Raw genomic sequence first — 10,029 nt, forward strand, 5'->3', positions numbered from 1 at the left:
ATTGTGTGTGATTCGGTGAAAATTGAACACATACGTGTTCAATTGTAAAGAATTCAGTTTGCAGTGGAAAGCCAGTGGTACAGAGCAGCAGCCAAGAAATCGGACAAAGGCTTGAGCGCGTAAGGCGTATCGAGGGATTGTCACAAGGTAAGTTCTGCGAGGCGCTTGGTATCAGCCGAACCAGCCTTCAGAACTATGTGCGTGGAGACCGCGATATACCTTTGCCAGTGCTGGCACTGCTTTTGGAGAAATTTGCGATAGACCCGATTTGGCTAATGTACGGCGACGAATCGGACGTCAGCATGCGGCACAAATCTGGCATACTGGCGGAGATTCGTAGTATCGGAATCGCGCTTGAAGAGCGAGCAGCGCTGCGCAGCATCGTTCTTTCAGGCGAGGAACGATGGAGGCTCGTTTCTCAAATTTACACTGCACTACTCCTGAACGGGAGCACCGACCAGAAATTGCCACCTAACGATTTCATTATGGATCAGATGCTTGAAAACAATGGCCACAGTTAAAGAAAAAATCGAAACTGGCGGCGATGTCATCGACGCTTCAAATCACCAACTTCATAAGGCGGGCGATCTGAAAGAGTTAATGATTGCAGCAGGCTTGGACAAACATGCCCAAGTAGATGGTGGGAGTGGCAAGTGGGATTGGAAACGCTTCGGTGTTCTAATCCTGATCATCATGTGTATTGGGCTGACCCTTGCGTCGTTCTTTGCTTACATTCAAATGTTGAACGTGCAGGGACGTGTGGGGCTTCTCAGTGCAGATCTCCCCTATGATGAACTTGTAGCGACGCAATGGGAAATTGGACGAGCTTCGGCCATTTGGTTTTATTTCTCTATGGCATCGATGGTATGTGGCGCAGCCTTCCTTGGGAGCGCTTTAGTGCTCGTGTTTCTGCATCATAAATGATGATCTTCTGAAAGACCGCCGCAGCTTTGTACTGAAAGAATATCATCACTAATCGGGCGTTCGTGGATCCTGCAGCGAATGGCAGCAGCGAGCCCATTCCAACCCATGCTGCGCCTACAATGAACGTCCGGTTAGGACAATTTGACAAAATTAGGACGATTGTCCTAGTATGCGCTTGTAACTTTCAAGCAGGTAGTCATGACCCGACTAAAGACACGCGAACGTATCGAACAAAAAGCCCATGATTTGTTCTATGAAAACGGATTCGAAGCGACTTCTTTCGCAGACATTGCGGGTGCGGTCGGGATTTCGCGCGGTAACTTCTATCACCACTACAAGTCCAAAGATGACATCCTTGATGCGGTGATCAGCCGAAGGCTTTCAAAAACACAACACATGCTTGGAAAGTGGGAAACCGATACGCCGCCCAAAACACGCATTGTGTCATTCATCCGCATCCTGCTGATCAATCAAACCAAGATCATGGCATTTGGTTGCCCCGTTGGTACACTTACAACGGAACTGGCGAAACTGGATCATATCGCGCAATCGCGTGCCACCGAGATTTTTACGTTGTTCAGGGATTGGATCGCCGACCAATTTTGCGCACTCGGCCATGGTGATGAGTCCGCGTCACTTGCCCTCCACCTTCTGGGACGTTCGCAGGGCATTGCAGTAATGGCTTCGGCTTATCGCGATGAAAACTACCTTATTGCCGAAGTTGCAGCACTCGAAGACTGGCTTGGTTCTCTTACCGTCACATCATCAACGAAAGACTGAATATGTTCATTATCCTCCTCAAATTTTCCGCAAACAAAGCCGCCGCCCCAGAATTCATAGCAGCGCATAACCAATGGATCGCAACTGGATTTTCTGACGGAGTCTTTCAGTGCGTTGGCTCGCTGAAGCCCCAAGGCGGTGGTGCAGTCTTGGCAATCGGGGAAAGCCGCGAAGAGATCGAATTGCGCGTGAATGCAGATCCGTTCGTCGCCAACGATATTGTCACAGCCGAAATTACGGAAGTGGATGTCAAAAAGACCGCATCGGGCCTTGATATATTGAAGGCCTGAGTGATGGAAAAATTGACCACAGGGCCGGACGGCCAGCCTCGCTGCCGATGGTGTGATGCCGCGCCCGAGTTTCTCGACTATCATGACAATGAGTGGGGTTTCCCAGTTTCCGATGACACTCGCTTATTCGAAAAGCTATGTCTCGAGAGCTTCCAATCTGGTTTGAGTTGGCGCACGATATTGAATAAACGCGAGAACTTCCGCACAGCATTTGCGGGTTTCGATTACACTAAAATTGCAACTTTCGGGGACGCAGACCGGGCGCGTTTGATGGCGGATTCAGGGATTGTGCGAAACAAGAGCAAGATCGAAGCAACAATCAACAACGCGCAACGCATGTATGAGCTCGTGGAGAAGGAAGGATCGCTCGCGGCTTTTGTCTGGGGTTTTGAACCTGAGCCAGATACTCTTGCGGATCCGCAGACAGCATCAACCTCGACCGCATCCCGTGCCTTGACAAAGGAGCTGAAAAAACGGGGTTGGAAATTCTTGGGGCCCACGACAGTCTTTGCTTTCCTGCAGGCAATGGGTCTCATTAACGACCACGCGAAGGGCTGCATCATTCGTGACAAAGCCGAACAGACAAGGCTGAAATTTGTAGCCCCTTCCCGTTAACCCTTACCCTATAGCGGTCATTGGGTCATTCGTCAGGTATGGCCGCTTTGTCCCGCACAGCGATCACTTGATGCGGACTATCTGAATGGCGGCTTGGAGCCAACCTACCCCCTCAATCTCCAAAATTCCGGAAGTCAGTTGACATAAGTTTGCTACCGAACCATTATTGTTGGGTAGCAAACCTACGGAGTGATCCCATGGATAAACCACAATACAATTCCGCCGGGGCGTGGGCGAAGAAACTTCACTTTGCCAGCCGTGCTGTCATGGAAGTATACCTGCGTCCTTATGATTTGGGTTCAACCCAATGGTATGTTCTTTGGCATCTGGTCAATGAAGGGCCGCAACCACAGCGCGACCTGCTGAGTAAGCTCAATATTGAGAAGCCGACCCTGAGCGGTGTCGTCTCCGCGCTGGTTCGAAAGGGCTTTGTCACGCAGTCTGTAGACCCAAAGGACAAACGCCAGAAACGCCTCACAATCACTGCGGATGGGTTGGAGCAGTGGCAACAACTACCAGACCTTATCAGCCTCATACGGACGACCGCATTCGATGGAATTCCAGACGGCGATCTCGCGACGGCTGTGCGCGTGCTTAGCGGCGCAACCAGACAACTTCAGGACTACCTGAACAAGGGAGAAGAAACATGACCATTTTGATAACCGGTGGCACAGGTCTGGTGGGCGCACGCCTGTTACCTCGGCTTGTAGATGCTGGCTTTGACTGTCGGGCACTCGTTCGACCGGGTAAGGAACTGCCAGCGGGCGTAACCCCTGTTAAAGGGGATATCCTTGATCCGGCGTCGCTCGCAGAAGCCGTTGACGGCGTCGACACCATCATTCACCTCGCGGCTTCGTTCCGTACCCGCGACGAAGACCTTATCTGGGCTGTGAACCATGAGGGCACGCGTAACCTGATCGCGGCGGCGCAGCAACATGCGCCGAATGCCCGCTTCATCATGGCGAGCACGGGGCTGGTCTATAACAAGGACAGCACACGTCCGGCACAAGAGGGAGATGATGTCAGCCCCGCGATGGCCTATCCGGCGAGTAAGGTTGCAGCAGAGAAGGAACTGCAAGAGAGCGGCCTGAATTGGTCAATCCTGCGTTTCAGCTTTGTCTATGGCGACAAGGACGGACACCTTGAGAGTTTACCGGCCCTTGCTCAGCGGTTGAAACTACACCCTGCCGTCAAGTTTAGCATGATCCATCACCGCGATATTGCGACGCTTATCAGGCTCGGCCTTGACGGAAAACTAGACGGGCGCATCGTCAATGTCGCCGATGATGCACCCATATCAATCTACGAGGTTTCGCAATTGGTGGGTGAGCCGCTTGAGCCCTCCGCTGCACCGCTTGAAAACCCTTGGTGGGGGCAAATCGACCCAACCCTTGCGCGTAGCCTCGGCTTCCAACCCAGTATAGCAACTGTCCGGCAAGCCGTCCGCGAGGACGTGCTCTGATCGGACATCAGTAACCCAATTGGTGGGCAAGACTTTCCCGTTCTGCATGGGGCCTTGTGGCGCGTTTAATCGAGGTGCGAAAGGATGTTGAGAAGCTTCCCTGTCGGATCAAGAAGATAGAAGCGGCGAACGCCCCACGGCTCGTCGGTCAGTTCATATTCAATGGCATAGCCAAGGCTTTTTGCCCGCTGATAAACTGCGTCCACATCATCAACTTCTATTGATAGATCCGGAACCGCAGTTCCCGAACCGCCTTCTGTAGCGATACTAATTTGGGTTTGAGCCGTTTCGCCGGAAGCCAATGTCGCGATCCAGCCATGATCCATCACAACGTTAAGATCAAATAAATCTGAGTAGAATTCACGCACTTCGGTAACGGAGTTTGCTGCAATATTTGAAACGATGCGCTTGACTGTCATTCGATGCTCTCCCGATCAGGCAGATTATCATCCCTTCGGGGCAAAGTCTATTTTGTCAGCGCAATGTAAGTCCCGCGTTGCAGCCACTAGCCCAACACTATCACTCCTCAACCAATGATTTCAGGCGAGATAGTGTCATGTCCCACTGTTTTGACACGTGATCAAGGTAGGTTCTGGTTTCTTCAATGGCAGCGGGACAAATCAAAAACCTGCTCTCTCGCCCAACCCGCGCACTTGAAAGCATGCCAGCGTGTTCCAGTACACGCAAATGTTTGCTTATGCCTTGCCGCGTCAAATCAATCCCAACTGAAAGCTCGCCAATGGAGCGGGGTTGGCCGTCACCAAGTCGCAAGAGCAGAGAAAGACGTGTTGGGTCTCCTAGTGCTGCAAACAGCGGGGCCGCGCTCGTGATCGCGAACTCCTGCTCAGATTGTGACATGGGCGCTCAGATGCTCTGTCTGGATATTCCAACCTGCAGTATTGTCGCGCAATACTTCAAGCCGTCGTGGATCGGGTATCGCTGCAAACCCGGATTCAGTAATGCTCAATCGTGTTGATTTTCCATCAATGGATTCCAGCCGAAACTCGACCAAAGTGGTTGGTTGATCAGAAACGTCTTTACCTGATTTTTCATCATAGTCATGCCACCTGAAGGAAAACAAGGATTCATGATCCATGCGCTCGACTGTTGCCCGCCACGGATAATACTCAAAGCCGGGGAATGTCATTTCTCCCGTTACGACGGCACCGGGCATAAACGGTCCGCTAAGCTTTACCCGAAACCACTGACCGAATTCCATATGATCGGTCAGTGCATGCCAAACGCGCGAAACCGGGGCAGCTAACTCAATGATCTTTTCGATTTTGTCTTCTGCTTTCAACATAACGCAACTCCTTGGTTGCCTTTATTGACACATCGGCTATTATTAGGCAACCAATAAGTTGCGTAAACTAACCTTGAAATAATAATTCCCAATAATTGATTTGAACAGCCATGTTCAGTCACTGAGCCCAACGATCGCTCTTGACGGCGTAACTACATGTGCGATATAGCGCACGTGTTATATTTTCAGGGGGAAGCATGGAACAGTTGGCTGAACTATCTATTATCTCGATTGCGCTGGCCACTGCCGCATCATTTTTCTTGGGGTTCCTGTGGTATAATGTTCTATTCACAAAACCCTGGATGGCGGCAATGGGGGTGACATCAGAAGATGTTCGCTCGTCGAGAATATCCATAGGCTGGGCGGTCATGGGCAGTTTGGGTGCATCACTGGCCACCGCCACAGGCTTGGCAATTATTTTTGCACTCATTCCAACCTTAGGCTGGGGTGTCGGCCTTTTCCTTGCGTTGCTGGTTTGGATCGCGTTTAGTCTCACTCCGATGTTCAAAATGATATTTTGGGAAGATCGCCCCATAGCCCTATTTGTCATTGATGGGGGCTTTGAGTTCTTTTCCATATTTGCTGTCACCATCGTATTATTGGCATGGAGCTAGCGAACAATTGTCTCGCCATCCCGCTTCCGAACGTCCTTGGCTAAATCGTGCCTTTAGCGCCCTTGGCAATCCGCTGTGCCGCGAGATTATTGAAATGATCGTCCAGGCACCAGGCCTGTCTGTAAATGACGTTTGCGACCAATATTCAGTGTCTCGCTTTACGATAATGCGACATCTTAATTTGCTGGAAGAGGCCGAATTATTGTATCGTGAACGCGAGGGAAAATCAAAGAAACTGTATATGGATCAGGGGAATTTGATGCGATTAACCAAGGGCTGGCTGGCCGAGATGAGCCGCCATTCTAACGATAAATGAGGCCTAGATGACAAATCCCCCGCACGTGACGGCGCAACAAAGCAAGTGGTTTAAGGCTGTTCAGGAGGGTCTTGAGAAGGACACGGGCCTGAGCCTCGAACATTGGATTGAAGTTGCCAGATCTTGTCCGGACACCAAACACAGAGCGCGCCTGAATTGGTTTAAGTCAGAACATGGGCTGGGTATTAACCGCGCCTCATTAATCCTAAGCGCAACCTTCAAAACTGGGCTTGGATGGGACAATCCCAATGCTCTTTTGGATGCCCTCTGGAAAACGCCGGAAACGCGCGCGGTGTATGATCTCGTTGAGGAAACGGTAAAGGGGTTTGGTGACGATGTCGTGGTAGGCGCGCGCAAGAATTTCTCCGCCTTTTCCAGACGGGTTCAATTTTCCGCCCTGCGTCCGACCCGTGCTGGCATCCGACTTGGCTTGGCCATCCCCTTGAGCAACATCGATGGCTGCAGTGCGCCGCTTTCCAGTGACAGTTGGTCAGACCGGTTAAAGTCTGTTCGCCTCATTAACGATGTTGAAGAGATTGATGACGTGCTGACAACGCTTTTGCACAAAGCATATGATCTGAGCGCTTAACTGCTGGGTAAAAGCTGTGCCGGATGTTCTTCCGTTGGATCGGAAATATAGAAATAGCGCATGCACCATGGTTCGTCCGTCAGCGCAAATTCGATATTATGCCCAAGGCGTTTCGCGCCCCGATAGATTGCCTCAGCATCACCGATCACGACAGAAAGGTCAGGAACAGCAGTTCCCGAGCATTTGGCTTTTCCGTGGCAACATTGATCCAAATGTCAGAGCGGCGGGGCGCAAGCTCGCACCAGCTTAGAAAAGCTGACGTTCGTTTAAAATGCAGCTAAAGTCAGCTATGAGGCCAGACCTACAAATTATTGCAGCGCAGCCAAGGTCGGATTTTATGATTTTGGCTTCCAGTCCATCCCCATGTAACCGGACCCTGCTTTGAGTTCTGCAAGCATCTTTGAAAGCCGTCTCCTTTTGGTGTCATCGCGTTTTGCGCTGTTGATCCACCAAAGATAGTCGTTGCGTTGATAGGGCGGTCGAGCAGCGTATTGGCCGCTCAAGTTGGCCTCTCGCAGAGCCGTTTCCACAATTTCGGGCATAGGTTGGATGGGGCGTTTCAAATCCGACATGCCGCTATCCTTCCGCTGGTTTGAAGACCACACTTTCAGCGGATCGCTCGGCAGGGCCATGCCAGACAGCCTCGATGTTGTTGCCGTCTGGATCAAGAACGTAGGCTGCGTAATAACCGGGATGATAGTCTCTGGGACCGGGCTTGCCGTTGTCTGTTCCACCGTTCTCTAACGCTGCCCTGTGAAAACGTGCTACTTCTTCCTGTGACTCTGCTTGAAACGCCAGATGCACCCGCGTTGTCGGGTTCTTTTCTGCTGGCGCGACGAAGAGTTCATCTGCGATGAAAAAGTGGTCCGTGTCTTGCGACAGCTCACGTCCCAGAGCATCCAGACATTCCCGATAGAACCTGCGACTTGCCGACAGGTCCGACACACTAAGGTGGATATGATCGACCAATCGGCCCTTATGAATTTCCATGACTTGCTCTCCTGAGGCAATTGTCGTTAGCATAGCTAATGACTGATACGAACCCCAGTAAATTTTTCGCCGCGCAAGCGTTACATCAGGTTTTGCCAATGCTGGAGCGTATGATGCGACAGGTCGAACAACATGCGGGGGCCACTGGCCAACAGCTTTCCGCAATCGCTGCTATCTCGGAGTTTGGAAAGGACCGACTCCATTTGCTTGCCAGCCATGAAGGCGTTAGTCGCCCGACCATGAGCCGTCTGGTCAACACACTCGAAGCGCGTGGTTGGGTCGAAAAACACAGCGCTAAAAAGGATCGTCGGACACCTAGACTATCCGTGACCGATACGGGTCGGACAATCCTTGTAGAAAGCTGCGAAGAACGAACACAAATTCTGATGACTTTGATGAACGGGCTGAGCGACGAAGAGGGCGTGATGCTCAACAATTGCCTGAGAAAGTTGAGCGCAGCCCATCGCTCAAGAAGCCGCTGAAACCAGAGAATTTACCAATAGGGGACATTGGCCCAATGGCAGGGAAGTCCGCATCTTACCGGTTCGTACACGCCGCAGCGAGCGGCCGTTAGCTATCATTACTGTCCTCGTCAGCGACGCCAGTTAACCAGCCAAATTCTTCAATTCCGAGGATCACAAATTCAATCCCATCATCACCCCGGACAAACACCGGGCTTCGCTCTGCAGCGGTAAGCACCTTGTCCGGGTTCACACTCAGAAACGTCTTGGAAACTTCAGAACGTAACTGTGGTTCTTCCTTCAAGAAAAACCCCTCAATAATCTGTTTTGCTTGTTCTTCTACGCTTATGCCATTCTTGTTCGCGAGAACCGTTAGTTCTGAAAATGCCTGTTCCGAGATGTTCGAGATCATCAGCTCATTCATGTATTTGTCCTTCGTCGCATTTGCGCATGTCAGACTGCAACCGGCCTGCGTGCATGACGTGCCGTTACACGCTTCCAGTCCAGCCCTTCGAAAAGTGCCTCAAACTGGGACTTGTTCAGGGTGATGATCCCATCGGTGATCCGGGGCCATTCGAAGCCTTTTCCCTCGATCCGCTTGTAGATCAGCACGAGCCCAGTCCCGTCCCAGACGATCATCTTAAGCCGATCTGTGCGCTTAGACCTGAAAATGAATAACGCACCGCTGAATGGATCCAATTCGAATTCGTTCATGACGATGGCGGCCAAACCGTCCATGCCTTTGCGAAAATCAACCGGTTTTGACGCGACATAGAACTTGAAGTTGCCAGCGGGGGAAATCATAGCTTGCCATCAATAGAACGGATCAACTGTGCCAACTGGTGGACAGGATAGCTGGCTGGAAACTGTAGCTCGACGCCGCCACGCTTGAGGGTGATTTGGTCAGTGGCTGTCAAATTCTTGGCCTGATCGTCAATCATCTTGATTTCGGAGAATGCTTGCTCCGTGGGTTTGTTCGAAGGCGATTTTTTATTGCCGCCCTTCCCAAACTCCTGCCTCCACTTGTAGACCGTCTTATCAGAGACCTGACAACTTTTCCGGACATCACCAATTGTGAGCTTTCCTGAGTTCATCTGCCGGGCCATTTCGCGCTTGAATTTAGTGGGCCACATACGTCGACCATCTTTGCCAACGGGAACAGAATAGCCAAAGGCATGAAATACGTTTTTGATTTTTTGATCACTTGAAAGTGCACCTAGCGTTTGAGAGTTCATGATGCCTGTATCCTTTTTAGGACATCATATTTCTTCAAATCAGCTGTGCTAAGCCCCTAAATAGGGGGTCAGATGCAACGCTTACGAATGAGCACGCAAATGCGAAAGAACTGTTTTATTGAGGGCCAAATTGTCGGGATGGTTCTTCCCTAAAATAACGCAAGGAGGCCGACATGGATAATACAAGATTTAGTGATGATTTCAAACAAGATACGGTACATCAACTATCGGTGCGAGAGTAGGCTTTACCCAAAACGACAAAAGCGCCCCAGAGGGCGCTTCGTAGGTTGTTTATGGTTGCGGGAGTAGGATTTGAACCTACGACCTTCAGGTTATGAGCCTGACGAGCTACCGGACTGCTCCATCCCGCGCCAGATATTGACCAATGTGGTCAATTTGCGCATCTAAATCCGTACCACGAATTTAGATTTTTAAGGTCATCCTATTGAG

General features: G+C 51.0%; 20 protein-coding genes and 1 tRNA gene. 11 read left to right on the top strand and 10 right to left on the bottom strand.

Features of this window, described 5'->3' with window-relative positions:
• Nucleotides 1–74 precede the first annotated feature (74 nt).
• From AC3Y7R_RS10530 to AC3Y7R_RS10560, 7 genes are all read left to right on the top strand, one after another.
• Nucleotides 75–521 carry a helix-turn-helix domain-containing protein gene (locus tag AC3Y7R_RS10530; protein ID WP_490041991.1) on the top strand — a complete coding sequence of 149 codons (447 nt, stop codon included), beginning with the start codon at nt 75–77 and terminating at the stop codon, nt 519–521.
• Nucleotides 508–924, top strand: coding sequence for a hypothetical protein (locus AC3Y7R_RS10535; RefSeq protein WP_490041992.1), 417 nt, complete (start codon nt 508–510; stop codon nt 922–924). Before AC3Y7R_RS10530 ends, AC3Y7R_RS10535 begins: the two co-directional genes overlap by 14 nt.
• A 198-nt stretch (nt 925–1,122) precedes the next feature.
• Nucleotides 1,123–1,704, top strand: coding sequence for a TetR/AcrR family transcriptional regulator (locus AC3Y7R_RS10540; protein WP_490041993.1), 582 nt, complete (start codon nt 1,123–1,125; stop codon nt 1,702–1,704).
• 2 nt (nt 1,705–1,706) lie between these two features.
• Nucleotides 1,707–1,994 (top strand): YciI family protein, encoded by a 288-nt coding sequence (locus AC3Y7R_RS10545; protein WP_490041994.1) that lies wholly within the window; start codon nt 1,707–1,709, stop codon nt 1,992–1,994.
• Nucleotides 1,995–1,997: 3 nt separating this feature from the next.
• The gene (locus tag AC3Y7R_RS10550) at nt 1,998–2,609 is read left to right on the top strand and encodes a DNA-3-methyladenine glycosylase I (protein WP_490041995.1); all 612 of its coding nucleotides are present in this window, start codon (nt 1,998–2,000) and stop codon (nt 2,607–2,609) included.
• 197 nt (nt 2,610–2,806) lie between these two features.
• Nucleotides 2,807–3,259: a MarR family winged helix-turn-helix transcriptional regulator gene (locus tag AC3Y7R_RS10555; RefSeq protein ID WP_490041996.1), complete on the top strand. Its 453-nt coding sequence runs from the start codon at nt 2,807–2,809 to the stop codon at nt 3,257–3,259.
• Nucleotides 3,256–4,071, top strand: coding sequence for an NAD-dependent epimerase/dehydratase family protein (locus AC3Y7R_RS10560; RefSeq protein ID WP_490041997.1), 816 nt, complete (start codon nt 3,256–3,258; stop codon nt 4,069–4,071). The genes AC3Y7R_RS10555 and AC3Y7R_RS10560 overlap by 4 nt, the downstream gene beginning before the upstream one ends.
• A gap of 65 nt (nt 4,072–4,136) precedes the next feature.
• Here the strand turns inward: AC3Y7R_RS10560 and AC3Y7R_RS10565 are convergent, their stop codons facing one another.
• The 3 genes from AC3Y7R_RS10565 to AC3Y7R_RS10575 all read right to left on the bottom strand — a co-directional run bounded on the left by AC3Y7R_RS10565 (nt 4,137) and on the right by AC3Y7R_RS10575 (nt 5,374).
• The gene (locus tag AC3Y7R_RS10565) at nt 4,137–4,490 is read right to left on the bottom strand and encodes a VOC family protein (RefSeq protein ID WP_490041998.1); all 354 of its coding nucleotides are present in this window, start codon (nt 4,488–4,490) and stop codon (nt 4,137–4,139) included.
• 100 nt (nt 4,491–4,590) lie between these two features.
• A complete protein-coding gene (locus tag AC3Y7R_RS10570) occupies nt 4,591–4,929 on the bottom strand; it encodes an ArsR/SmtB family transcription factor (RefSeq protein WP_490041999.1) in 339 nt (112 codons plus the stop codon).
• A complete protein-coding gene (locus AC3Y7R_RS10575; RefSeq protein ID WP_490042000.1) occupies nt 4,916–5,374 on the bottom strand; it encodes an SRPBCC family protein in 459 nt (152 codons plus the stop codon). The genes AC3Y7R_RS10570 and AC3Y7R_RS10575 overlap by 14 nt, the downstream gene beginning before the upstream one ends.
• Before the next feature lie 197 nt (nt 5,375–5,571).
• Between AC3Y7R_RS10575 and AC3Y7R_RS10580 the strand changes: the two genes are divergently transcribed.
• From AC3Y7R_RS10580 to AC3Y7R_RS10590, 3 genes are read left to right on the top strand one after another with little or no spacing between them, the layout of a single operon-like run.
• The gene (locus tag AC3Y7R_RS10580; RefSeq protein WP_490042001.1) at nt 5,572–5,988 is read left to right on the top strand and encodes a DUF1761 domain-containing protein; all 417 of its coding nucleotides are present in this window, start codon (nt 5,572–5,574) and stop codon (nt 5,986–5,988) included.
• Nucleotides 5,927–6,304, top strand: coding sequence for a helix-turn-helix domain-containing protein (locus AC3Y7R_RS10585; protein WP_490042002.1), 378 nt, complete (start codon nt 5,927–5,929; stop codon nt 6,302–6,304). Before AC3Y7R_RS10580 ends, AC3Y7R_RS10585 begins: the two co-directional genes overlap by 62 nt.
• A 7-nt stretch (nt 6,305–6,311) precedes the next feature.
• The gene (locus AC3Y7R_RS10590) at nt 6,312–6,893 is read left to right on the top strand and encodes a DUF5655 domain-containing protein (RefSeq protein WP_490042003.1); all 582 of its coding nucleotides are present in this window, start codon (nt 6,312–6,314) and stop codon (nt 6,891–6,893) included.
• On the opposite strand, the gene AC3Y7R_RS10595 is transcribed toward AC3Y7R_RS10590, so the two are convergent.
• The 3 genes from AC3Y7R_RS10595 to AC3Y7R_RS10605 all read right to left on the bottom strand — a co-directional run bounded on the left by AC3Y7R_RS10595 (nt 6,890) and on the right by AC3Y7R_RS10605 (nt 7,916).
• Nucleotides 6,890–7,042, bottom strand: a complete 153-nt coding sequence (locus AC3Y7R_RS10595; protein ID WP_490042004.1) for a hypothetical protein — start codon at nt 7,040–7,042, stop codon at nt 6,890–6,892. The two genes, AC3Y7R_RS10590 and AC3Y7R_RS10595, sit on opposite strands and share 4 nt — an antisense overlap.
• Before the next feature lie 186 nt (nt 7,043–7,228).
• Nucleotides 7,229–7,465: a YdeI/OmpD-associated family protein gene (locus tag AC3Y7R_RS10600; RefSeq protein ID WP_490042005.1), complete on the bottom strand. Its 237-nt coding sequence runs from the start codon at nt 7,463–7,465 to the stop codon at nt 7,229–7,231.
• Nucleotides 7,466–7,469: 4 nt separating this feature from the next.
• A complete protein-coding gene (locus tag AC3Y7R_RS10605) occupies nt 7,470–7,916 on the bottom strand; it encodes a VOC family protein (RefSeq protein WP_490042006.1) in 447 nt (148 codons plus the stop codon).
• 5 nt (nt 7,917–7,921) lie between these two features.
• Here AC3Y7R_RS10605 and AC3Y7R_RS10610 point away from each other — a divergent pair, with 5 nt between their 5' ends.
• On the top strand, nt 7,922–8,365 hold the full coding sequence (locus AC3Y7R_RS10610) for a MarR family winged helix-turn-helix transcriptional regulator (protein WP_490042007.1): 444 nt from the start codon (nt 7,922–7,924) through the stop codon (nt 8,363–8,365).
• An 88-nt stretch (nt 8,366–8,453) separates the two neighbouring features.
• On the opposite strand, the gene AC3Y7R_RS10615 is transcribed toward AC3Y7R_RS10610, so the two are convergent.
• The 4 genes from AC3Y7R_RS10615 to AC3Y7R_RS10630 all read right to left on the bottom strand — a co-directional run bounded on the left by AC3Y7R_RS10615 (nt 8,454) and on the right by AC3Y7R_RS10630 (nt 9,950).
• The gene (locus AC3Y7R_RS10615; RefSeq protein ID WP_490042008.1) at nt 8,454–8,768 is read right to left on the bottom strand and encodes a hypothetical protein; all 315 of its coding nucleotides are present in this window, start codon (nt 8,766–8,768) and stop codon (nt 8,454–8,456) included.
• 29 nt (nt 8,769–8,797) lie between these two features.
• Entirely contained in the window at nt 8,798–9,148 is a 351-nt protein-coding gene (tnpB, locus tag AC3Y7R_RS10620) for an IS66 family insertion sequence element accessory protein TnpB (RefSeq protein WP_490042009.1), read from the bottom strand.
• The gene (locus AC3Y7R_RS10625; RefSeq protein WP_490042010.1) at nt 9,145–9,579 is read right to left on the bottom strand and encodes a transposase; all 435 of its coding nucleotides are present in this window, start codon (nt 9,577–9,579) and stop codon (nt 9,145–9,147) included. Before AC3Y7R_RS10625 ends, tnpB begins: the two co-directional genes overlap by 4 nt.
• A 294-nt stretch (nt 9,580–9,873) precedes the next feature.
• Nucleotides 9,874–9,950: transfer RNA gene (locus tag AC3Y7R_RS10630), tRNA-Met, on the bottom strand.
• Between the last annotated feature and the right edge of the window lie 79 nt (nt 9,951–10,029).

It is taken from the genome of Litoreibacter sp. (assembly GCF_058136045.1).

Coding starts and splice junctions, on each gene's coding strand:
- AC3Y7R_RS10590 (WP_490042003.1), top strand. CDS start 6,312: ATGACAAATCCCCCGCACGTGACGGCGCAACAAAGCAAGTGGTTTAAG.
- AC3Y7R_RS10605 (WP_490042006.1), bottom strand. CDS start 7,916: ATGCTAACGACAATTGCCTCAGGAGAGCAAGTCATGGAAATTCATAAG.
- AC3Y7R_RS10600 (WP_490042005.1), bottom strand. CDS start 7,465: ATGTCGGATTTGAAACGCCCCATCCAACCTATGCCCGAAATTGTGGAA.
- AC3Y7R_RS10545 (WP_490041994.1), top strand. CDS start 1,707: ATGTTCATTATCCTCCTCAAATTTTCCGCAAACAAAGCCGCCGCCCCA.
- AC3Y7R_RS10550 (WP_490041995.1), top strand. CDS start 1,998: ATGGAAAAATTGACCACAGGGCCGGACGGCCAGCCTCGCTGCCGATGG.
- AC3Y7R_RS10625 (WP_490042010.1), bottom strand. CDS start 9,579: ATGAACTCTCAAACGCTAGGTGCACTTTCAAGTGATCAAAAAATCAAA.
- AC3Y7R_RS10540 (WP_490041993.1), top strand. CDS start 1,123: ATGACCCGACTAAAGACACGCGAACGTATCGAACAAAAAGCCCATGAT.
- AC3Y7R_RS10570 (WP_490041999.1), bottom strand. CDS start 4,929: ATGTCACAATCTGAGCAGGAGTTCGCGATCACGAGCGCGGCCCCGCTG.
- AC3Y7R_RS10610 (WP_490042007.1), top strand. CDS start 7,922: ATGACTGATACGAACCCCAGTAAATTTTTCGCCGCGCAAGCGTTACAT.
- AC3Y7R_RS10560 (WP_490041997.1), top strand. CDS start 3,256: ATGACCATTTTGATAACCGGTGGCACAGGTCTGGTGGGCGCACGCCTG.
- AC3Y7R_RS10585 (WP_490042002.1), top strand. CDS start 5,927: ATGGGGGCTTTGAGTTCTTTTCCATATTTGCTGTCACCATCGTATTAT.
- AC3Y7R_RS10535 (WP_490041992.1), top strand. CDS start 508: ATGGCCACAGTTAAAGAAAAAATCGAAACTGGCGGCGATGTCATCGAC.
- AC3Y7R_RS10580 (WP_490042001.1), top strand. CDS start 5,572: ATGGAACAGTTGGCTGAACTATCTATTATCTCGATTGCGCTGGCCACT.
- AC3Y7R_RS10565 (WP_490041998.1), bottom strand. CDS start 4,490: ATGACAGTCAAGCGCATCGTTTCAAATATTGCAGCAAACTCCGTTACC.
- AC3Y7R_RS10555 (WP_490041996.1), top strand. CDS start 2,807: ATGGATAAACCACAATACAATTCCGCCGGGGCGTGGGCGAAGAAACTT.
- tnpB (WP_490042009.1), bottom strand. CDS start 9,148: ATGATTTCCCCCGCTGGCAACTTCAAGTTCTATGTCGCGTCAAAACCG.
- AC3Y7R_RS10575 (WP_490042000.1), bottom strand. CDS start 5,374: ATGTTGAAAGCAGAAGACAAAATCGAAAAGATCATTGAGTTAGCTGCC.
- AC3Y7R_RS10615 (WP_490042008.1), bottom strand. CDS start 8,768: ATGAATGAGCTGATGATCTCGAACATCTCGGAACAGGCATTTTCAGAA.